This window comes from Lysinibacillus sphaericus (genome assembly GCF_001629735.1).
GTDB classification, from domain to species: Bacteria; Bacillota; Bacilli; order Bacillales_A; family Planococcaceae; genus Lysinibacillus; species Lysinibacillus pinottii.
The window spans coordinates 3,281,100-3,302,966 of record NZ_CP015224.1 but is presented as its reverse complement, the minus strand read 5'-3'; the positions used below and the strand labels follow the sequence as shown (position 1 = coordinate 3,302,966).

Sequence of the window (21,867 nt, the reverse complement as noted above, 5' to 3'; positions counted from 1 at the left end):
TATGACTGACATTCAGTCATTTTTGAGGTAAAAGAGAACGCCACTTATGCGTGACGTAGGCCAAGTGCATGATATAAAAAGTCTAGAAGCTCAAGTTTAAGCTGTTGCATGGTTTCATCCTTACTATCGTCAAACAAATAAATTTGTTCGGCAGCAGATTCAATTAGCCCAATGATAAGCTTGGCTGAACGTGATGGGTTAATGGAATCTCGTATGACTCCTTGCTGTTGAGCCGTTAATAAGAAATTACTCATCCAATGATAGTAGGGTGAATAGATGTTTTCCCATTCTTTCAAATGCTCAGTTTGTGCAATACCCGCATAAATAAGTGCAACGATATCTCCATATTCTTTCGTAATTAAGAAAATCATTTCAACCACTTCTTCAAGCTGCTGTTCAAAGGGTTTATGATCTGAAACTCCTTCTTCGACAGTCGCTATAATGCGCTCTACCATATTTTTTGCAATAGCAGGCATAACTGAAAGGCGCGATGGGAAATAAAGATAAAATGTTCCTTGTGCAATACCAGCGGCCTTTACGATATCTGAAACCTTTGTTTTTTCAATACCTTTTTCTCGAAATACTTCAATGGCTGCTTGAATAATTTTTTCTTCCTTTGACATGATATCCCTCACTTTTGCCATCTTTATTAGTATGTTACAGGAGAGAAAAATGAATGTCAACGAAAAATGACTGATAGTCAGTCATTTTTTAGGTAAGTATAGTTGTTTTAAATTCGGGGAACTTTATATTTGAAAGGATTGATGACAATGGAAGACATTAAATTTGCACAATTAGATCCACAGCAACTTGCGAAAATTAATGAACTGGAGAAAAAAATGGGTGTTACATTAGTTGCCTATGATTCATCATCTACACCCCCACACAGCTCTGGGGCTTATGAGGAAAATAATAGCACAACCAATCATCATCCATCATAATAAAATGTGAAATGCCTTGCAGTCATGTAAGGTATTTTCGTTTAAGTAGCGCTTAAGGAGTGAATGAACATGAAAGAATTCTATGCTGATTTACATATTCATATTGGTCGTACAGCCAAAGGGCGTGCCGTGAAAATTACTGGCAGTAAAACGTTGACATTAGCCCGTATATTGGAGACTGCTAGTGCAAGAAAGGGACTGGACATCATTGGTATTATTGATTGCCATTCGCCCGAGGTAATAGAAGAAATGAAAGTGATGATTGACCAAGGAGAACTGGTGGAGCTGGCAGAGGGTGGACTACGTTTTCAAGAAACGACACTGATTCCTGGTTCAGAAATAGAAATCTATGACCATCATTGTCATGGTCCCATTCATGTACTTGCTTACTTTCCTACATTATTGCGAATGGAACAATTTTCAGATTGGATGTCTCAGCATATGAAAAACATTCATTTAAGCTCACAACGAATTTACTGTGAAGGAAGGACATTACAAAAAAAGGTCCGTGAGTTGGGAGGGCTATTTATCCCTGCACATGTATTTACCCCATTTAAAAGTTTATATGGGAAAGGTGTTCATCGCAGTTTAACAGAGGTTTTTGATCCGCAGCTAATAGATGCCATTGAATTAGGGTTAAGCTCAGATACAAACATGGTACGCCAGATTAAAGAGCTTCAATCCTATCCATTCGTGAGTAATTCTGACGCTCATTCTCTTGGAAAACTGGCACGTGAGTATCAAAAATTACGATTAGCAGATGCAAATTTTATAGAATTACAAATGGCTCTCCGTGATCAACAGGGACGAGCCATAATAGCCAATTATGGCTTAAATCCATTGCTAGGTAAATATCATCAGACAGTTTGTAGTAAATGTGGAGAACAGCTTAGTAACGAGGCTATGATTTGTACGAACTGTGAAAGTACGCAAATCATAAAAGGCGTTGCTACACGTATTCAGGAGTTATCAGAGAATTTTCCACATGAAAAAAATAGACCACCGTATATCCATCAAGTACCGCTCGATTTTATTCCAGGGATTGGCCCAAAAATGATGGAACGACTACTACATGCTTTCGGAACAGAGATGAATATTTTACACCAAGTTACCATGGAACAGCTTGAACAAATAGTGCCACATAAAATAGCCAAATTAATTGATGCGGCAAGAACAGGTCATTTAGATATTGAAGTTGGTGGTGGAGGAATTTATGGGAAGGTACACATGGAATAGCAAAAATGATTAAAAAACATTGCTGGGTTTTTAACCTATTTTTATCCTTCTTCTAGTAAAATAGTTAAAACAATTACTATTTTTTAGGTAGGGGAGAGAGTGTATGAAACTTTCAAAGAAATGCCGATTTTTAGCTACTAGTATGCTAGCATTACAATTAACGATACCTGTCGTTGCGAATGCTGAAGAAACAGGAGATTACATAGCACCAAGTTGGACTACTCAGGCAGATTATGTAGCTCTAGGTGATTCAATTGCACATGGGATGAATGAGGTCGGTGCAATCGGATTAGGCTACCCAGATTATGTTGCACAAGCTTTACAAAAAGAGGGTTTCATTACTTCTTTTAATAAAGGCTTTGCGATGTCAGGCTATACAACAAAAAATGTGTTGGCAGATATACAAAATGATGTTGCAAAAACAGTGACAGGTTTTGGCTATCCCATTGAACAGGTTAAATTAAAAGCATCTATTAAAGAGGCAGAGATTATTACGTTAACTATTGGTGCTAATGATTTACTGCCAATATTAAAAGAATCACAGACAGCGGGAATTGATACACTAGCCATTATAAAGGCTACAAAAGAGGCTGTAACCAATATTGCAGCAATTTTAACTGAAATAAAAAAACTAAATCCACAAGCAGAAGTTTATGTGATGGGCTATTACAATTCGTTCCCCTATTATGGTGAGAGCCTACAAAATCAATTTAAAATACTATTGGCTACAATGAATACAACCATTAAAACGACAGTTGAAAAGGCTGGAGCATTTTTTGTACCAACATCTGATATTGTAGCAAAGGATGTTCCAAGCTATCTTCCAAATCCAGAAAATATTCATTTAAGTGAAGCCGGTTATTTCGCAGTAGCCAATGAGGCATTTTTACCAATCATAAAAACTAGTTCCTTATGGGATGTAACAAATGCTATTCAAGTACATGTGAAAGATCATAAAACTGTGGATATAAGTTGGCGAGAAGCGACGGATAATGTAGGTGTGGAAAATTACCAAGTATATGTAAATGGGAAATTAGCTTCAACAGTAACTGCTGATACAACAGAGATGACACTTACGGATCTGACTGAGAATACAGACTACACTATTACAATAAAAGCAATTGATGCTGCTGGTAATGAAAGTGTTCAAAATCCAACAGCGGCTTTCACTACTAGAGAAACGATACGTTTTACAGATACAGCTCATCATTGGGCAAAAGAGTATATTCAACAAGCAGCAGAAGCGGGGATGATGAATGGCTATCCAGATGGTACATTTAAACCTAATCAAAATGTGACACGAGCACAAGTAGCTTCAATACTAGTGAGAAGTCTGGGGATATCAACACAGGAAAAGACGCCGTTTACAGATATCGCCAAATATGATGCGAAAACACAGTCGGAAATTGCGGCAGCGTATGCACATGGCATTATTAAGGGGGCCGATGGGAAATTCAACCCTGCAAGACCTGTAAGCCGCGCTGAATTAGCAGTAATGATTGAGCGTGCCTATGAGCAACAATTTAAACAGCCTTATATTGTCCAAGGAAGTTCACCATTTACAGATATTACATCTTATAATGCAGAGACAAAACATGCCATCACGATGTTATTTGAGCTAGGAATTGTGTCCGGAGATGGACAGAAGTATTCACCAGCGGCTTCAACTACAAGAGGGCAAGCAGCTAAAATAATGGTGAATCTGAATCAATTATTCAATAAGTAGACCATCAAAGGTAGAGGTGAAATGGCGCCTCTACCTTTTAACGTTTTCGTGATAAATGAAAGCTTCTATGTTTTTATTCGTCATACAACTTTTTCAGCAACGTTTTCATTACCTGTCAAGTGACGAGGACCTGCCTGACAGTGTTGTTCACCACCGGTTTTTCTTTGGAAAAGATTTTCGTAATGATTGAAGCGCCATTACACAGTTCAACTGTATACCGCAAATGCTATAGCGACATAAACTAAACATTAATAAGCGATAAGGATAAAAATGAGATTGAACTTGTCCTAAATTACTACAATTTAGATCAGGTTTAAAAATAAATGTGTTGAATACCCTCTAATGATAGTTATAGGGTGTTTTTTTATGATTAAAAGAAATAAGATTTGTCTAGATAAAATTATAGTAGGTAAATACCTGGGTTAGAGGATAATATATGAATATAAGCAATACTTTTAATTCGTACTTATATAGAGTTTACTGAATTAAAGAAAGGAAAATGAGGATGTTATCATTTATTTTATCTACCAAAAGATTAGTTAAAGGATTGTGGCGGTCATTTAAAAGACCCCAGTTTCTTTCATTATTTACAACTCTATTCCTCATCATTCTATCGGGTACGTTGTTTTACAAGGGGACAGAGGGGTGGCATTGGCTAGATGCCATGTATTTTGCCGTAGTCAGCTTGATTCCAACAGGCGTAGAAACGGGGCTATATCCAACAACCTCGTTCTCCAAGATTTTTACCATGATCTATCTTATTGTAGGTACGGGTGTAATGTTTATTATGTTGCTCACGCTTGGCCGCTCTATCGTAGACTTTTCCTTAAATGAGGAGGAAGCGGTTGCGGTTAAGAAACGTTTGAAAAAGTAAAATAGCCGTACAATGAATCTGGTGAAAGATTCATTGTACGGCTATATTTTTATGAAAGTTTAGCTATAATGCCTTCTTCGTCGTCTAAAACAAGTTCAATACCTGTTGAAAAAGGATCACCATGTAGAACATCTTTTATCCAAACACGTAAGGCACCAATCATGGCTCCTGTATTGAGTATTTCGATTTGACCATTTACTTCAACCTCCGCACCGAAGCCTGTGTCATCATCATATGTCAATTCGACGATAACATCCTCTGGGCGAATGCTCTTATAATACGCTTGAGATAAACAAATAGCGTTAATAATATCTTGTTCGTTAATTATTTGTGCCATTGGGCTTCCTCTTTGCGTTTTTTATCTTTAAACATATTCATAATTTTTACGACTAGCATCACAATAACAGCAATTGCAGCTACGTTAATGAGCAATCCTAAGATGTTTCCAAGTAAACCCATACCGCTAAATAAGCTACCGAATAATAAACCTGCAAGTCCCCCAAGCATTAAACCTTTCATAAGACCACCCGAGAAGAAACCACCTTTTTTAGTTGTATCAGCTTTATTTGTTGAGTTGGTATTGTTTTTATTTGTTGTGGCATTTTTTTGATCTTTAGAAGTGTCCTGAGACTTCTGGATATTTGAGCTATTGTTATTATTTGAGAAGCCTTTTTTACCTGATTTATAGGACTTAGCCTCTGCTGTTGGTGTGTCAGAGATGAATAATGCTGCACCAACTGTGGAAAATATCAGTGTCGCTGCAAATAGAGCGGCAAGAATTTTTTTCATTACTTACATTCCTCCAATATAATTTTTGGTTTGGTCATAAACTAGTTCTTATATAGTAATATTACATGAACTTTATTAAAAAATAAAACCAATACCTTCTATAAATAAGCAATATCAAAAAATTTGAACAAATAGTGACAGATGTAGCATTTGGGAAAATTATATAATAGAAAGAGGTGAAACGATGCTAGTTACATTCATATTCTTCATCTCCATATTTTTATTGCTGTACCTGACAGAAAAAAGGCGTTTCCTTAACGCGGTAGCTCTGGGTTTGATAGGTGTATATATAGTCAGGGTGCTCATTATACATTTTCCTTTATTACTGCCGAATAATCAGGGCATCATATCAGAAATGGGGATTTTTATTATACTAGGAAGCTTTCCTAGTATCATGTTTATGTTATCTATAGCTATGTTTTTCAATAGTAAGGTTTTGTTAGAGAAGGAAGGACGTAAAGTAAGGAATTTAATGTTAGCTATTATGGGGCTTAGTTTTGTTATTATGATGATAGGGTATGTATTCGTTATTTTTATTCAGATTGAAAATGTGCTTTGGCATATTCTTTTCTTCTATGCCTTTTTAATTTTTGGCTATACCATGTTTTTATACACAAGTGTCCTAGCATACGCTGTATTGTATCATTTCACACCTATACGCTATGAACCAAACTATATAATAGCTCTTGGATCAGGATTAATTGGGGATAGAGTTCCACCACTTTTAGCAAGTCGCTTAAATGAAGCGGTAAAGCAATACAAGAAGTACGGGGAAAGACCGTTTATCATTGTCTCAGGTGGTCAAGGGACTGATGAAAACGTATCTGAGGCAAAGGCTATGGAAAAATATTTATTAGATGTTCATGATATTCCCGCTAATAAAGTTCTAATGGAAGATCAGTCAACCAATACAGAAGAAAATATGATTTTTACGAAAAACATAATGGATCAGCATGCTCAAGGAGAAAAATATCGTTCCATATTTGTGACAAATAATTTTCACGTATTTCGCGCAAGTCTCTATGCAAAAAAAGCAAAATTAGATGCAGAAGGAGTTGGCTCAAAAACAGCCTTTTACTATGTTCCTAATGCATTTACAAGAGAATTTATAGGCTTATTAGAAATGAATAAGTGGGCCCATATGACAGTTTTTTTGATCATTACGCTATTCATAGGCTTACTGTTGCGAGCATATGTGTAACCAAAAATCAACTGTCTTCCATATAATAATGGCAAGACAGTTTTTTACATAATGTGCAAGGGAGGAAAACAATGTACGAGCAAATTTTAGCTAAGCGCAATAAGGAACGCATTCAGTCCCTACAAGAAATCATGCAAACAAAAAATACAATGTTTGCTCAAAATATTACATTACTAACATTCACTGAAGTTAACTTAACAGCCTTGCAAAAAATACTGTATCAAATAGTGCGAGGGTTATTAAAAGATCAGCAACAGCGACATTTACAAATTGTCCATTCAGATCAAACTCAATCTGTGCAGGATAATGTTTTAACGTTGTTAGCAGAGTATGATGATGTGTTGCGTGATGCCATTCCACAACCAATCTATATACTCATTTGGCAAATTTCATCCCTCGAAAGGTTAACAAGCAGAGTAGAAGTTGTAGATGATGTACTTGATGTTGTTGAATGGTATTTCGACCATCAGGATGATCAAGTCAAGATTTTAGATGAAGAAGATTTAGATCATGAGGTAATGATTGATTTATATAAAGAGGCGGTTGAAGATCAAGACACGGATGCACAATATCAGCTAGGGGAGTATTACAATGCTAAGGAAGGGAATTGTTTTCAACCTGAAAAATCATTAAAATGGTTCGAATTAGCCGCAGCCCAAGGAAATGCAGATGCTCAATATGTGCTAGGGAATTTTTATTTTGAGGGAGTCGGTGTTGAGGAGAATTACACGCAGGCCTTTTCTTTATATGAAAGGGCTGCTTTACAAGGGCATGCCGATGCTGCCAATAATTTAGCGGATATGTACTTTAATGGAGAGGGTGTGCCGCTGGATTTTACTCTGGCAAGAAAATGGTTTGATTTTGCAGCTAGTAAGAATGTGGCAGAGGCTATGTTTACGCTAGGAATTATTTATGAGCAAGGATTAGGAGTCAATAAAGATACAAATGCAGCTTTTAATATGTATAAAAAGTCTGCCGAAGCAGGATATGTGGAAGCGCAGTATCGTCTAGGGGGTATTTATCTAGAGGGGCGCCTTGATCAAGCAAAAGATATAAATCGAGGTCTATTTTGGTATGAAAGAGCTGCAGAGCAATTTCATATCGATGCCTTTTATGATTTAGGCTTTATTTGGAGTAAAGGTTTAACAGGCATCCGAAATATTGAAAAGGGCATTCATTGGTTTAAACAGGCTGCTCTACAAGGGGATGCAGATGCAAAGCTACAACTTGGTCATATATATAATAATGGTGAAGGCATTGCTAGAAATCTGAAGGAGGCTCTTAAGTGGTATAGACTTGCTGCAGATGCTGGCATAGAAGAAGCGGCTAAAATAGTAGAGGAACTTAAGGGATTGTAAATTTTATATTAAAATTTCATAGCTCAATAAGATTATTTATACGAATGTATATAATGAACCTTTTGTATTGTTAGAGAGCTAGATGTTAGGTATTTATGATTATTTAAAATGAAGGTATAAAATATTAATATAGTGAAATTCAATGATGATTGATCGAAAAATAGAAAAAAGGTAAAAAAAATAAGCATAATCAAACAAACAAATGAAACAAAAGGCTACCAATAATATTGTGGTAGCTTTTTTTTGATGATATTCATACAATGTAACAACAAGGACTTTATATACATATTATGTAAAATTATGGTAATGATAAAATTGACAGTATTTTTTAAAATGTTTAAGGTAAATGAGTAATTTTGAAATGAATCAAACATAAATAAATCGACTGTAGTCAATGTATAGAGAAGATCTGTTAGTTGGGTGCAAATTACCTTTTATTCATGATAGAACAATGTGTGACTGCTTTTTTGGGAGGAAGAAGTGTGACAAATGAAATAGCTGAAGCAAATGGGCTCATAGTAATATGCTAAGCTATTTATCGGTATTTTTTGTTGTATCAATCAATATGCTAAAAGGTATTTGTTGTTTCTCAGCCTAATAAAGTAAACGGGACGAAAGAGGGAAGATAAGTGATTTTTCAAAAACAGAGTAAGACGAAGGCGTTGGATTTACAGCAATATACGGTGAAAATGGATCTGTCTAATCGCCAATTAATGGTGAAGCAAATTGAAATGCTGAATGTAACGAAGCAGGACTTACAATATTTAAAAGCATTCCAGCCGTATGTTATGGACAATGTAGACCACATCGTAAACCGTTTTTACAATATGATCGGTACCGAACAACATTTGGTAAATATCATTAGTCATCATAGTTCTGTAGAAAAGCTTAAAGTAACGTTACGGCAGCATATTATTGAAATGTTTAATGGAACGATTGATGAGGTGTATTACCAAAGGCGTGTGAAAATTGCAAAGGTGCACGTCCATATTGGGCTTAGAACACAATGGTATATTTGCGCATTCCAAGATTTATCTCTCTCATTTATAGACTTGGTTGAACAGCATATTGGTCATCCGCAAGATCAGTTTAATACAATAAGAGCTATTTCTAAAATTTGTAATTTTGAGCAACAACTTGTTTTAGAGGCATATGAAAATACAGTGGAACAGCATAAAGAAAACATGGAACAAGAAAAAGAAGTAATTGAACGACAAATTGTACAATCCTCTGAATTACTTGCAGCCATTTCACAGGAAACCAATAGTTCATTTTGCAGACTAAGCGAGCAGTCTGGGGATATTGAACAATTGGCGAAGAGATCACTAGAAGTGTCTACTCTTGCTGAAAACCAAGCACTGGATGGACGTGAATGTTTAAAGAAACAATCACAAAATATGCACAATATTATTCAATCTCTTCATGATATAGAAGAAAATATTGAACAATTATCTGATATGTCGAAGGAAATGGAAACGATTATGAGTGTCGTTACCAATATTGCCAATCAGACTAATTTGTTGGCTTTAAATGCCGCTATTGAAGCAGCCCGTGCCGGAGAAGCAGGGAAGGGATTTAGTGTAGTAGCTGATGAAGTACGTAAATTATCCATTCAAACAAAGGAATCTGTCACAGCTGTTGCATTATTGCTGCAAAAAACGAGTGAACGCACAGAGAAGTTAGAGCAATCTCTCATTAATATCCAAGATGAGGTGGCATCTGGTGAGGATAATATGTTACACACGGAAGGTCAATTTACAAATATAGTAGGTGCAATGACAGAAGCAAAAGATCAAAATGATTGCATGGCGACGAAAATACAAGCAATTGCAGGTATATTAAGTGGGTTGGGTACTTCTTTTACTGAAGTAACGAACTCAGCAGAAAAATTAGCTAGCTTTGCCCAAAATTTAAAAAGCTAGACCACTAGTAACAATATTTAACACTATAGTACTCATTGTAATGTGTGTTTAGTAAGTATCATTCTTTTGAGCTAGAGTTATCTCACGGTTGAGATAGCTCTATTTTTGCTAAATTTGTAAAGGGTTTAACGTAATTTTCAATGAAAATAAGTTTATACTGTAGACAGAACTAAAAATAGGGGCGGTTTACTATGAAAACAGTTGTTGTATTAGGTGGCGGTATTACTGGGTTATGCACAATGCATTATCTACAACGTCAAGTGAAGGAAAAAAATTTAGATGTTCAGCTAGTGCTCGTAGAAAAAAATACATATTTAGGTGGTAAATTATATTCAGCCTATGAACAAGGTTTTATTATGGAAACTGGTGCTGATTCTATTGTAGCTCGCCATAAAGGTGTAATGGAGCTAGTGCAGGAGCTAGATTTTGAAGATCATCTCGTTTACAACGAAACAGGTATATCCTATATTTATACAAATAACGAGCTGCACGCCATCCCAGCGGATTCTACTTTCGGTATACCTATGAGTGTGGCATCACTTGAAGAAAGCACACTTATCTCTGATCAGGCCAAACAAGAAGCTTTAAAAGATTTAACTTTACCCAATGCAGGCTTTACAAAAGAAAGCTCGATAGGGGAATTTCTAACTTATTACCTTGGTGAAGAGCTAGTGGAAAATCAAATTGCACCAGTTCTAGCAGGTGTCTATTCTGGTGATTTACACCAGCTTTCTATTGCCTCCACTTTACCGTATTTAATTGACTATAAAAATGAATATGGAAGTATCATAAAAGGTTTTGATGCGAATCGTGAGCAATTTGTTAAAGCAGCTAATAAAAAATTTATTTCATTTCAAAATGGATTATCCTCTTTAATTGAGCGATTAGAGCAAACATTAACAGATGTAGACATCATTAAAGGTGTAGCCACAAGTCAGGTCAAAAAAATGGAGAACCACTATTTGATTTCCTTAACAAGTGGTCAAAACATTGAGGCAGATTATGTTGTTCTAGCACTACCAAATGAGGCAGTCCAAAGTATATTGCAGGACGATTCCTTAACACATTATTTTAATCAGTTTACTACAGCGTCAGCCATTACCATTTATCTGGGCTTTGATGTGCCTGATGCAAACTTACCAGCGGATGGTACAGGCTATATTGTATCTCATAATTCTGATGTCACTTGTAATGCAGCAACTTGGACGAGTCGTAAGTGGAAGCATACATCGAAAAACAATCAATTACTTGTGCGCCTATTCTATAAGAGTATAAATCCGGCGTATGAGCAGTTACGTGATATGACTGATGATGAATTGGCAGCGGTTGCTTTAGAAGATGTTCGAAAAAGCCTAGGAATCGATGAAAAACCAACCGTTGTGAATGTTACAAAGTGGATTGATCAAATGCCTAAATATGACTTAGCACATCGTGAAGCGCTGCAAGGCTTATTACTAGAGCTAAATGAAAACTACCCGAATTTATCGATAGCAGGTTGCTCTTATTTTGGAGTAGGTATTGGTGCTTGCATTCAAAATGGGAAAAAAATTGGTGAAGAGCTTGCGGAAGAACTATCCAATCTTTAAGTTTTTAAGCGGAAAAATTCTTTGTTGTGAGAAATAGTCTTGACTCATACGTCTGTAAACGATATGATTCTTTTAATTATTTAAAAAATTCATACTTAATAATTCTTATCAAGAGAAGCAGAGGGACTGGCCCATTGAAGCTTCAGCAACCAACTTTTTGTCAGGTGCTAAATCCAGAAGACCGTTGAGTCGAAGATGAGAAGGAACAATAATGATGAGTCGTTAAAGCCTTCTTTTTATATAAAAGAAGGCTTTTTATTATACAGAGATAGAGGAAGAGAGGCTAGATTTATGGGATTGCTGGAAAGGTTAAAAACGCATGTATTGACGGCAGATGGTGCAATAGGCACAGTGTTGTATGGCTATGGATTGGAGTATTGCCATGAGGAAATGAATGTTCAAAGACCTGAATTAATTGAAAAGATTCATAGAGAGTACATTGCAGCTGGTGCTGATATCATTCAAACGAATACATACGGTGCCAATGCCATTAAATTAGCTCGCTATGGACTAGAATCGAGTGTCCAACGATTTAATGAAGCAGCTATTACTATTGCCAAGCGAGCAGCAGCAGATGGCGGTCAATTTGTTTTAGGAACAATAGGTGGTATTCGTGGTATTCGTAAAAGCGATGCCACATTAAATGACATTTTAAAGACCGTTGAAGAACAGGCAAGTGTGCTACTTGCAGGGAATCCAGATGGCCTTTTACTCGAAACCTATTACGATTTTGAAGAATTAACAGCAACATTAAAAATGCTACGCGCCAAAACTAATATACCGATAATTGCTCAAGTATCTATGCATGAGCCTGGTGTTTTACAAAATGGTATGTCTCTAAATATTGCACTACATGAGCTAGAGATTCTTGGTGCAGATATAGTAGGTGTCAATTGCCGTCTAGGTCCATATCATACGATTCAAGCCTTTGAGGGTGTAGAACTTCCAGAAAAGGCGTTTATGTCGGCCTATCCAAATGCTTCGTTATTAGATTTAGAGGATGGGCGTGTTGTTTATGAGTCGGAGGCTGATTATTTTGGTCGCGCTGCTGTCGAGCTGCGTGATCAAGGGGTACGCTTAATTGGGGGGTGTTGTGGTACGACACCAAAGCATATTGCAGCCGCAAAGAAGTATTTAGAGGAGCTATCACCAGTTAGTGAAAAGTATGCGAAACCTGCAAAAATTGAGATTGTTCGTGATGCAGAGCCAGCTAAGTATGAACCACTTCATGAAAAAGTAAAACGTGAGCGCTCGGTCATCGTGGAGTTGGATACGCCTAGACACTTAGAAATAGAAGGATTTCTTGAAGGGGCCAAACAACTATATGAGGCAGGTGCCGATGTAGTGATGATGGCAGACAATTCATTGGCATCCCCACGTATTAGCAATATTGCAATGGGTGCCTTATTGAAAAGTACGAATGGTGTACGCCCTCTTACTCATATTACCTGTCGAGATCGTAATTTAATTGGCCTGCAATCGCATTTAATGGGCTTAAATGCATTAGGGATTCATGATGTGTTAGCTGTTACGGGTGACCCAACGAAGGTTGGAGACTTTCCTGGTGCCACCAGTGTATATGATGTCTCCTCGATGGAGCTTATCCAATTAATTAAACAATTAAATGAGGGAGTCTCTTTCTCAGGGAAACCACTCCGAAAAAAGGCAAATTTCTCTGTGGCTGCTGCATTTAACCCAAATGTTCGTGTTTTAGATCGTGCTGTTGCACGCTTAGAAAAAAAGATTGAGCATGGGGCAGACTACTTCATTTCACAGCCTGTGTATACGAAGGAAAAAATGATAGAAATTTATGAAGCAACCAAGCATTTACAAGCACCGATTTATATTGGTATTATGCCCGTTACGAGTTATAAAAGTGCTGAATTTTTACATCATGAGGTGCCAGGTATTAAATTATCTGAAGATGCTTTAGCAAGAATGAAAGCATGTGGTGAAGATAAGGAACGCGCCACACTTGAAGGTATTGCAATTGCCAAGGAATTAGTAGAAGTGGCTGCGCAATATTTCAATGGAATTTACCTCATTACACCATTTTTACGCTACGATGTGACATTAGAGTTAATGAAATATATAGAGCAATTGGATGAACAGAAAAAAGGGGTAAGTATAAATGGCTAAGCACTTAATTGAAGAACAACTTGATAAACGAATATTAATTCTTGATGGCGCGATGGGAACAATGCTGCAAAATGAAAACTTAACAGCAGATGATTTTGGCGGGGAGGAGCTAGATGGGTGTAATGAAAATCTAGTGCTAACTAGACCTGATGTCATTGAAAAAATACATCATAAATACTTAGAGGCAGGAGCAGATATTATTTGTACGAATACATTCGGTGGAACACCACTTGTATTAAATGAATATAGTCTGGGTGCAAAAGCGGAGGAAATTAATAAACGTGCAGTCGAGATTGCTCGCCAAGCAGTAGATAATTATTCTACTTCTGATTGGCCCCGCTTTGTTGCTGGTGCAATGGGTCCAACAACTAAAACACTATCCGTAACAGGTGGTATTACATTTGATGAATTAGAAGAAAATTTTTATGTACAAGCAAAGGCATTGATTGAAGCAGGTGCAGATGTGCTTTTACTAGAGACAAGTCAGGATATGTTAAATGTGAAAGCAGGTACCCTTGGGGTAACGCGTGCTTTCGAGAAAACTGGCAAAGAGCTACCTGTTATGATTTCTGGAACGATTGAGCCTATGGGTACTACTCTTGCAGGACAAACCATTGATGCTTTTTATATTTCCATCGAGCATATTCAACCACTATCAGTGGGCTTAAACTGTGCAACGGGACCGGAATTTATGACGGATCATATACGCTCGTTAGCAGAGCTGTCAACAGGGTATATTAGCTGTTATCCGAATGCAGGCTTACCGGATGAGGAAGGATGTTATCATGAGTCTCCAGAATCTTTATCGCAAAAATTAAAAGGATTTGCAGAAAAAGGTTGGCTCAATATTGTAGGTGGATGCTGTGGTACAACTCCAGCACATATTGCGGCCATTCGTGAAGCTTTAAAGGATGAAAAGCCTCGTCAGCTACCAGAAAAAACGCATGGTCACGTAGTATCAGGGATCGAGCCACTTCTATACGATGATTCTATGCGTCCGTTATTTATTGGGGAAAGAACAAATGTTATTGGTTCCCGCAAATTTAAAAACTTAATTATTGATGGAAAGTTTGAGGAAGCGGCTGAGATTGCAAGGGCGCAAGTGAAAAACGGCGCACATGTCATAGATATTTGTTTAGCGAACCCAGATCGGGATGAATTAGCAGATATCCGTGGCTTTATGCAGGAGGTCGTAAAAAAAGTGAAGGTTCCACTTGTTATTGATTCCACAGACGAAAAGGTTATTGAAGAGGCACTCAAATTTTCGCAAGGAAAGGCCATCATTAACTCTATTAATCTAGAAGATGGCGAAGAACGATTTGATGCAGTATTGCCATTAGTGAAAAAGTATGGTGCCTCGTTAGTTGTGGGAACAATCGATGAGACAGGGATGGCAGTCGATCGTCATCGGAAGCTTGAAATTGCTGAGCGTTCCTATCAATTACTAACAGAAAAATGGGGAATTGAACCTGAAGATATCATCTTTGACCCATTAATGTTCCCAGTAGGAACGGGGGATGAGCAATATATTGGCTCAGCACTTGAAACAATTGAAGGAATACGTCTCATCAAAGAAAAAATGCCTCGTACTTTAACGGTGCTTGGCGTTAGTAATATTTCGTTTGGCTTACCACCGGTTGGACGCGAAGTTCTCAATGCTGTATATCTTTATCATTGTACACAGGCTGGTTTAGATTATGCCATTGTAAATACCGAGAAGCTAGAACGGTACGCATCTATTCCAGAAGCAGAAATAAAACTAGCCAATGATTTGTTATTTAATACAAATGATGAAACATTAGCTGTATTTACCGATTTTTATCGTGACAAAAAGAAGGAAAAGACGGAAGCTGATATTCCGAAAACTGTAGAAGGTCGCTTAGCCTACTATATATTGGAAGGGACCAAAGAAGGACTTATTGCTGATTTAGAGGCTGCCCGAGAAATATTTGAGACACCTCTTGATATCATAAATGGACCTCTTATGAATGGTATGGCTGAGGTTGGTCGTTTATTTAATGATAACCAACTGATCGTAGCGGAGGTTTTACAATCTGCTGGAGTGATGAAGGCTGCTGTTGCCCATTTAGAGCAATACATGGAGAAGAACGAGGAGAGCGCTGGTAAGGGTAAAATGGTGCTTGCTACTGTAAAAGGTGATGTGCATGATATTGGAAAAAACCTTGTTGATATTATTTTAAGTAATAATGGCTATAAGGTTGTAGATTTAGGTATCAAGGTGACGCCTGCTCAATTAATAGAAGCTATTCGCAAGGAAAAGCCAGATTTCATCGGATTATCAGGTTTATTAGTCAAATCTGCCCAGCAAATGGTCACTACCGCTCAAGATTTCAAAGAAGCGGGAATTGATGTACCCATTTTAGTAGGAGGAGCTGCACTTTCTCGACGTTTTACAGAAACAAAAATTGCTGATGAATATGGTGGTCCTGTTATTTATTCAAAGGATGCGATGCAAGGATTAGAGCAGGCAAATTTACTAATGGGTGAGGGGACACGTGAAAACTTCTTAGCAGAAATAGCGGAATCTCGACAAAAACGTTTAGAGGCAGATGAAAAAAGAGCGGCTCGTCCTGCCAAAGAGGTCACAATAAAACCTGCGCGTACCGTAAAGGAAGCACCAGTTTTTTTACCTGCTGATTTACGCCGTCATGTAAAGAAAGAATACGCTGTCTCTCATTTATATCCATATGTGAATATGCGGACATTGTTGGGGCATCATTTGGGGTTAAAAGGGCAAGTGCAACCATTACTAGATGCTGGCGATCCAAGAGCTACAGAGCTAAAAGATTTAGTGGATGATTATTTAAAAAGTGATTTATTAAAGCCTTCAGGTTTATATCAATTTTTCCCTGCCCAAGCAGATGGAGATGATGTAATTATTTATGATCCAGCGGATAGCAAGACAGAAATTGAACGTTTTACATTCCCACGTCAGCAGATAGACCCTTTTTTATGCCTGGCTGATTTCTTAAGAACGGTAGAAAGTGGAGAAATGGATTATATTGCCCTTATGGTAGTGACAGCAGGGCAAGGAGTTATGGCAAAAGCTCGTCAGCTAAAAGAAGATGGCAAATTCCTTGAAAGTCATGCCTTGCAGTCGACGGCACTAGAATTAGCAGAGGGCTTTGCTGAACGCATGCATCAAGAAATACGTGATCAATGGGGTTTCCCAGATGTGACAGATTTCACGATGCGCGATCGTTTTGCGGCTAAGTACCAGGGACAACGTTTTTCATTTGGTTATCCAGCATGCCCAAACTTAGAGGATCAAGAAAAATTATTTGGTTTACTAAAGCCAGAAGATATTGGTGTTCATTTAACGGAAGGCTTTATGATGGAGCCAGAAGCATCTGTATCGGCGATTGTTTTTGCTCACCCTGATGCTCGTTATTTCAATGTGTAAGGCGTAAAATTGAGGATATAGATAGTGGAATGATAAGTCTATCTATATCTTCTTTTCTTACAATCGAAGATAAGGATAATGTCGGAAGGACGTGAGGAAAATAATTCGATTGATGGAAGAAAAAGATATACCTGAGGTATTAGAAATTTATAATGATATAATTTTAACAAGCAAAGCAGTCTATCGATATGAAATTCAATCTTTAGATGAAAAAGTGAAGTGGTTTAGGGAACAGCAAGCATTAGGAAATCCGTTGCTTGTATTTGATGATAATGGGATGGTCGCTGGCTTTGCAACTTATAGTCAATTCCGTCCTTATCCGGGTTATAAATATACTATGGAGCACTCCGTTTATGTACATAAGGAGCACTATCAAAAAGGTATTGCAACGAATCTTATGCTTCAGCTTATAGAGATAGCGAAGGAGCAAGGGGTAAAGACATTAGTTGCAGGTATAGATGGAGAAAATATTGGTAGTATTAAAGCACATGAGAAACTAGGCTTTGAATATGCAGGAACCATAAAAAATGCAGGCTATAAGTTTGAACAATGGCTAGATCTTGTGTTCTATCAACTACATCTGACTGGACCGATTCATAAAAGGATATGACAAATGTCATATCCTTTTTGTGATGTTTGCGTCTGTTGCTGACTTATACTCTTATTTTATGATGAGGTCATAAGAAAAAGGAAACGAGGGAGTAAAAGATGGCAACAATAAAAGAAAAAACAAAAAAATTACGCCAAGATGTAGCGCCTTTTGCTAAATCAGACACGCGTAAAAGTGTTTTTCAAATGATTAATACCATTGTACCGTTAATTGCTTTGTGGGTGGCAGGTTACTTGTTAGTTGATGTTTCACCTTGGCTAACAGTTGGTTTAAGTGTTATTTCAGCAGGTTTTGTCGTAAGAACTTTTATTATCTTTCACGATTGTACACATGGATCATTTTTCAAAAGTAAAAAGGCAAACGACTGGGTTGGATTTTTTACTGGGGTGTTAACTTCATTCCCATATGAAAAATGGAAACGTGAGCATACAATTCACCATGCAACAAGCTCAAACTTAGACAAGCGTGGTATTGGTGATATTGATATGATGACTGTGGAAGAATATATGCAAGCCTCAAAGGGACAACGATTATGGTATCGCTTTTATCGTAATCCATTTGTAATGTTTGGTTTAGGACCTTTATATATGGTACTTGTTTTAAATCGTTTTAATCGTAAGGATGCAAAGCAAAAGGAACGTACTAACACAATTTTAACGAATATTGTTATTGCTGGAGTTTGTGCCGCTTTAATCTTCTTTATGGGCTGGCAAGCGTTTTTATTAGTCCAAGGTGTAACATTATTTATTGCGGGTGCTTTAGGAATTTGGTTATTTTATATTCAGCACACCTATGAAGATTCTTACTTTGAACATGATTCAGAGTGGGATTATGTGAAAGCCGCAGTAGAAGGTAGCTCGTATTACAAATTGCCGAAAATCTTGCAATGGGTTACTGGAAATATCGGTTTCCATCATGTTCATCACTTGGCACCTCGTGTACCTAACTATAATCTTGAAAAGGCTCATAATGAAACGCCGCCATTACATACGGCGACAACGATTACTTTACGTACAAGTTTAGAATCATTGCGTTATAAGCTATATGATGAAGAGCAAAGTAAATTTGTCACATTTAAAGAAGTCGAATTAATTATAAAACGTAAAGCAAAAGGCAGTATTGCCGCTTAGCTAGAAACAGCCATCTCAATTAGAGAGATGGCTGTTTTAAATATAGCTGAGAAAATAAGCATGTATGGGCAAAAAAATAATTTTCTTGTTATAATAAGGGAAAAGTAGGAAAGAGCGTGAGATTATGTTGAGGAAATGGCATAGTATTATTCCGAATAGTCCTATGCTCAGTATATATTTATGGATTATTTTTTGCTTTCTACCGTTTTTCTTTATTTTTAGAAAATCATCTTATATAGAAATCTCTATAGGCATTACGTTTTTAATGCTATATTTTATTTTTTATCGATTTTCCATGAATTCGAAAAGCGGTCTTGTATATATGTGGATTAGCTTTGAAATGGTTATTAATATTGTCATGACGATTTTATATGGTTATGTTTATCTTTCCATTTTTACAGCATTTTTCATTGGAAATATACGAAGACCAGTTGGTTTCTATATCATGTACGGTCTACATATTGGCTTTACAGTCATTTCTACAGGCGCTGGCTTTTTTGTCGAGCTTCACTTATTTTTATCACAATTACCTTTTGTCGTGTTAACTATTTTGGCTGTTGTTCTTTTACCACTAACAATCTATTCCAAAAACAAACGTGAGAACCTAGAAGGACAGTTAGAAACGGCCAATGAACGTATTGCTGAGTTAATTGTTTTTGAAGAACGACAACGTATTGCACGTGATTTACATGATACATTGGGGCAAAAATTGTCTATGATCGGTTTGAAAAGTGATTTGGCATCAAGGTTGATTGAGCGTGATCCACAGCAAGCTTTAGTTGAGATTAAGGATATACGCCAAACTGCCAGTATTGCCTTAAAAGAGGTTCGTGAATTGGTTTCAGACATGCGGACAGCAAAATTTGAAGATGAGCTTATGCGTATTTCTCAAATACTAAAGGCAGCAGAGATGGAATTTGTCTTTGAGGGCGATAAAAATGCCTTGCAAGTGCCACCACTTGTAGAAAATGTTTTGTCTATGTGCTTAAAAGAGGCTGTTAATAATGTTGTTAAACATAGTGGTGCGACAAAATGCGAAATAGCATTTCATCAAAATTTTAAAGAAGTTTACTTAGTAGTTCGTGATAATGGACAAGGGATTACAAAAAAACAAGCATGGAAGACTGGGAACGGGTTAAAAGGAATGCGAGAGCGTTTAGAGTTTATCAATGGTTCCTTTAAAATTGAAAGTGTTGACGGAACGACATTGTCGGTAACCATTCCAGTGGCTATTACGCATCAAAGTGTAAAAGAAAATCTGAAGAACATATAGAAAAGAGGCTTGTGACATGATACGAATTGTGATTGCTGAAGATCAGGGGATGCTATTAGGCGCTCTTCGCTCTTTACTTAGTATGGAGGATGATATGGAGGTCGTTGGCTTAGCCAAAAATGGTGAGGAAGCAGTGATGCTTGTTGAAGAGCACCAGCCTGATATTTGTGTGATGGATATTGAAATGCCTGTTAAAACTGGCCTTGATGCAGCAGAAGAGATGCATGGCTCTGGCTCGGATTGTAAAGTCATTATTTTAACTACGTTTGCTAGACCGGGTTATTTCGAGCGTGCTAGAAAAGCTAGTGTAAGGGGATATTTATTAAAGGATAGCCCTATTGAAGAATTAGTTTCTGCAATTCGTACGATAATGGATGGTAAACGGATTTATGCCCCAGAGCTCGTTGATTTTGTTTATGAGGATGATAGCGAAAATCCATTAACAGAGCGAGAAAGCCAGGTGCTGACACTTGTGGCAGAGGGCAAAACAACAAAGGAGATTGCCGCAGAGCTATTCCTATCTGCTGGAACCGTTCGTAACTATATTTCTACGATTTTAGAAAAATTAAACGTAGGCAATCGTATTGAAGCCATCGCACGCTTTAAAGAAAAAGGATGGAATAAATAAGAAAAGAACCTTATCGCATGGTTGCGGCAAGGTTCTTTTCTGTTTTATTTATTGCGTTTTGTTAAACGTCCAAGAACGAATGCACCTGCTGCTACAGCAAGAACTGTATTCGTCTTTTTCGTAAACACTTGTTTTGTGACAAGGTTAAGGTTTTGAGGACGTTCAGCTAGGCGACGCATAAAGTAACCATACCAATCTTCGCCGAATGGAACGTATACACAGAAGTTATAGCCTTCTTTAGCTAGCTCTTTTTGCATATCTGTACGGAATCCATAAAGCATTTGGAATTCGAATTTATCAAGTGGAATATTATGATCAGCTACAAAGCGTTTAACGTGAGCAATAATATTATGGTCATGTGTTGCAATGGACGTAAATTTACCATGTAATAAATGATATTCAATTAACTCAATAAAGTTTAAATCGATATCCAATTTATCCTGATAAGCAACTTCAACAGGCTCTTTATAAGCACCTTTTACGATACGTAAACGATAGTCCTTGAATTTTTCAATGTCGTCCTTTGCACGGTAAAAGTAAGATTGAATGACAGTTCCAACATTACTAAATGTTTTAGATAATTCTTCTACCATATCAAAGGATGTTTGAAGACGCCCGAAGTCTTCCATATCGAAGTTAACGAATATATCGTAAGCAGCCGCTTTTTCAACAATTTCATACAGATTGTCATAGCAGAAATCTACATCAATATCTAAACCTAATTGAGAGGGCTTTAATGAAATATGTGCTTTTACATCATTTTCATGAATAGCTTCTACGACAGAGAGGATTTTATCTTTTGCAGCAGTTGCTTCTTCTTTACTTGAAACAAATTCCCCAAGGTTATCAACTGTACAAGAGATATTATGTGCATTTAGTTCTTTGATGCTTGCAATTGTTTCTTCAATATTTGTACCAGCTACTACACTTTGTGCTCCTAATTTTAGGCCATATTTCTTTGCAGCACTATTCAATAGTTGGTTTTCAGATAGATGGATGAAAAAATCGCGTAATAACATGGTCATTCTCC

18 protein-coding genes and 1 riboswitch are annotated in these 21,867 nt (G+C 37.1%); of the genes, 14 read left to right on the top strand and 4 right to left on the bottom strand.

Annotated features, from left to right (window positions below):
- Window positions 1–44: 44 nt before the first annotated feature.
- A complete protein-coding gene (locus A2J09_RS16210; protein WP_036162504.1) occupies window positions 45–626 on the bottom strand; it encodes a TetR/AcrR family transcriptional regulator in 582 nt (193 codons plus the stop codon).
- A 144-nt stretch (window positions 627–770) separates the two neighbouring features.
- Between A2J09_RS16210 and A2J09_RS16205 the strand changes: the two genes are divergently transcribed.
- The 4 genes from A2J09_RS16205 to A2J09_RS16190 all read left to right on the top strand — a co-directional run bounded on the left by A2J09_RS16205 (window position 771) and on the right by A2J09_RS16190 (window position 4,777).
- Window positions 771–941: a hypothetical protein gene (locus A2J09_RS16205; protein WP_171821080.1), complete on the top strand. Its 171-nt coding sequence runs from the start codon at window positions 771–773 to the stop codon at window positions 939–941.
- A 69-nt stretch (window positions 942–1,010) separates the two neighbouring features.
- Window positions 1,011–2,177 carry an endonuclease Q family protein gene (locus tag A2J09_RS16200; RefSeq protein WP_012291969.1) on the top strand — a complete coding sequence of 389 codons (1,167 nt, stop codon included), beginning with the start codon at window positions 1,011–1,013 and terminating at the stop codon, window positions 2,175–2,177.
- 103 nt (window positions 2,178–2,280) lie between these two features.
- Entirely contained in the window at window positions 2,281–3,903 is a 1,623-nt protein-coding gene (locus A2J09_RS16195) for an S-layer homology domain-containing protein (protein WP_012291970.1), read from the top strand.
- Window positions 3,904–4,408: 505 nt separating this feature from the next.
- Entirely contained in the window at window positions 4,409–4,777 is a 369-nt protein-coding gene (locus A2J09_RS16190; protein ID WP_031416348.1) for an ion channel, read from the top strand.
- 49 nt (window positions 4,778–4,826) lie between these two features.
- Here the strand turns inward: A2J09_RS16190 and A2J09_RS16185 are convergent, their stop codons facing one another.
- Together A2J09_RS16185 and A2J09_RS16180 are read right to left on the bottom strand one after the other, a co-directional pair.
- On the bottom strand, window positions 4,827–5,114 hold the full coding sequence (locus tag A2J09_RS16185) for a DUF2653 family protein (protein ID WP_008176904.1): 288 nt from the start codon (window positions 5,112–5,114) through the stop codon (window positions 4,827–4,829).
- A complete protein-coding gene (locus A2J09_RS16180; RefSeq protein ID WP_012291972.1) occupies window positions 5,102–5,566 on the bottom strand; it encodes a hypothetical protein in 465 nt (154 codons plus the stop codon). Before A2J09_RS16180 ends, A2J09_RS16185 begins: the two co-directional genes overlap by 13 nt.
- A 394-nt stretch (window positions 5,567–5,960) precedes the next feature.
- On the opposite strand from A2J09_RS16180, the gene A2J09_RS16175 reads away from it, so the two are divergent.
- From A2J09_RS16175 to A2J09_RS16130, 10 genes are all read left to right on the top strand, one after another.
- Window positions 5,961–6,767 (top strand): YdcF family protein, encoded by an 807-nt coding sequence (locus A2J09_RS16175; RefSeq protein ID WP_231112970.1) that lies wholly within the window; start codon window positions 5,961–5,963, stop codon window positions 6,765–6,767.
- Between the two features lie 71 nt (window positions 6,768–6,838).
- Window positions 6,839–8,125 carry an SEL1-like repeat protein gene (locus tag A2J09_RS16170; protein ID WP_036160398.1) on the top strand — a complete coding sequence of 429 codons (1,287 nt, stop codon included), beginning with the start codon at window positions 6,839–6,841 and terminating at the stop codon, window positions 8,123–8,125.
- A gap of 629 nt (window positions 8,126–8,754) precedes the next feature.
- On the top strand, window positions 8,755–10,047 hold the full coding sequence (locus tag A2J09_RS16165; protein WP_012291975.1) for a globin-coupled sensor protein: 1,293 nt from the start codon (window positions 8,755–8,757) through the stop codon (window positions 10,045–10,047).
- A gap of 191 nt (window positions 10,048–10,238) precedes the next feature.
- Complete coding sequence (locus A2J09_RS16160; RefSeq protein ID WP_031416356.1) at window positions 10,239–11,633, top strand: protoporphyrinogen oxidase; 1,395 nt, start codon at window positions 10,239–10,241, stop codon at window positions 11,631–11,633.
- Between the two features lie 102 nt (window positions 11,634–11,735).
- Window positions 11,736–11,835, top strand: a riboswitch (SAM riboswitch).
- An 89-nt stretch (window positions 11,836–11,924) separates the two neighbouring features.
- On the top strand, window positions 11,925–13,772 hold the full coding sequence (locus A2J09_RS16155; protein ID WP_031416357.1) for a bifunctional homocysteine S-methyltransferase/methylenetetrahydrofolate reductase: 1,848 nt from the start codon (window positions 11,925–11,927) through the stop codon (window positions 13,770–13,772).
- Entirely contained in the window at window positions 13,765–17,196 is a 3,432-nt protein-coding gene (gene metH, locus A2J09_RS16150; protein ID WP_012291979.1) for a methionine synthase, read from the top strand. The genes A2J09_RS16155 and metH overlap by 8 nt, the downstream gene beginning before the upstream one ends.
- 100 nt (window positions 17,197–17,296) lie before the next feature.
- The gene (locus tag A2J09_RS16145; protein WP_031416360.1) at window positions 17,297–17,806 is read left to right on the top strand and encodes a GNAT family N-acetyltransferase; all 510 of its coding nucleotides are present in this window, start codon (window positions 17,297–17,299) and stop codon (window positions 17,804–17,806) included.
- Window positions 17,807–17,904: 98 nt separating this feature from the next.
- Complete coding sequence (locus tag A2J09_RS16140; RefSeq protein WP_012291981.1) at window positions 17,905–18,936, top strand: Delta(5) desaturase DesA; 1,032 nt, start codon at window positions 17,905–17,907, stop codon at window positions 18,934–18,936.
- Window positions 18,937–19,060: 124 nt separating this feature from the next.
- A complete protein-coding gene (locus A2J09_RS16135) occupies window positions 19,061–20,209 on the top strand; it encodes a sensor histidine kinase (protein WP_418903501.1) in 1,149 nt (382 codons plus the stop codon).
- Window positions 20,210–20,225: 16 nt separating this feature from the next.
- A complete protein-coding gene (locus A2J09_RS16130; protein ID WP_031416364.1) occupies window positions 20,226–20,837 on the top strand; it encodes a response regulator transcription factor in 612 nt (203 codons plus the stop codon).
- 44 nt (window positions 20,838–20,881) lie between these two features.
- Here the strand turns inward: A2J09_RS16130 and A2J09_RS16125 are convergent, their stop codons facing one another.
- Entirely contained in the window at window positions 20,882–21,856 is a 975-nt protein-coding gene (locus A2J09_RS16125) for a proline dehydrogenase family protein (protein WP_012291984.1), read from the bottom strand.
- Between the last annotated feature and the right edge of the window lie 11 nt (window positions 21,857–21,867).

Coding starts and splice junctions, on each gene's coding strand:
- A2J09_RS16155 (WP_031416357.1), top strand. CDS start 11,925: ATGGGATTGCTGGAAAGGTTAAAAACGCATGTATTGACGGCAGATGGT.
- A2J09_RS16135 (WP_418903501.1), top strand. CDS start 19,061: ATGTTGAGGAAATGGCATAGTATTATTCCGAATAGTCCTATGCTCAGT.
- A2J09_RS16185 (WP_008176904.1), bottom strand. CDS start 5,114: ATGGCACAAATAATTAACGAACAAGATATTATTAACGCTATTTGTTTA.
- A2J09_RS16200 (WP_012291969.1), top strand. CDS start 1,011: ATGAAAGAATTCTATGCTGATTTACATATTCATATTGGTCGTACAGCC.
- A2J09_RS16125 (WP_012291984.1), bottom strand. CDS start 21,856: ATGTTATTACGCGATTTTTTCATCCATCTATCTGAAAACCAACTATTG.
- metH (WP_012291979.1), top strand. CDS start 13,765: ATGGCTAAGCACTTAATTGAAGAACAACTTGATAAACGAATATTAATT.
- A2J09_RS16195 (WP_012291970.1), top strand. CDS start 2,281: ATGAAACTTTCAAAGAAATGCCGATTTTTAGCTACTAGTATGCTAGCA.
- A2J09_RS16205 (WP_171821080.1), top strand. CDS start 771: ATGGAAGACATTAAATTTGCACAATTAGATCCACAGCAACTTGCGAAA.
- A2J09_RS16140 (WP_012291981.1), top strand. CDS start 17,905: ATGGCAACAATAAAAGAAAAAACAAAAAAATTACGCCAAGATGTAGCG.
- A2J09_RS16180 (WP_012291972.1), bottom strand. CDS start 5,566: ATGAAAAAAATTCTTGCCGCTCTATTTGCAGCGACACTGATATTTTCC.
- A2J09_RS16175 (WP_231112970.1), top strand. CDS start 5,961: ATGTTTATGTTATCTATAGCTATGTTTTTCAATAGTAAGGTTTTGTTA.
- A2J09_RS16170 (WP_036160398.1), top strand. CDS start 6,839: ATGTACGAGCAAATTTTAGCTAAGCGCAATAAGGAACGCATTCAGTCC.
- A2J09_RS16190 (WP_031416348.1), top strand. CDS start 4,409: ATGTTATCATTTATTTTATCTACCAAAAGATTAGTTAAAGGATTGTGG.
- A2J09_RS16130 (WP_031416364.1), top strand. CDS start 20,226: ATGATACGAATTGTGATTGCTGAAGATCAGGGGATGCTATTAGGCGCT.
- A2J09_RS16160 (WP_031416356.1), top strand. CDS start 10,239: ATGAAAACAGTTGTTGTATTAGGTGGCGGTATTACTGGGTTATGCACA.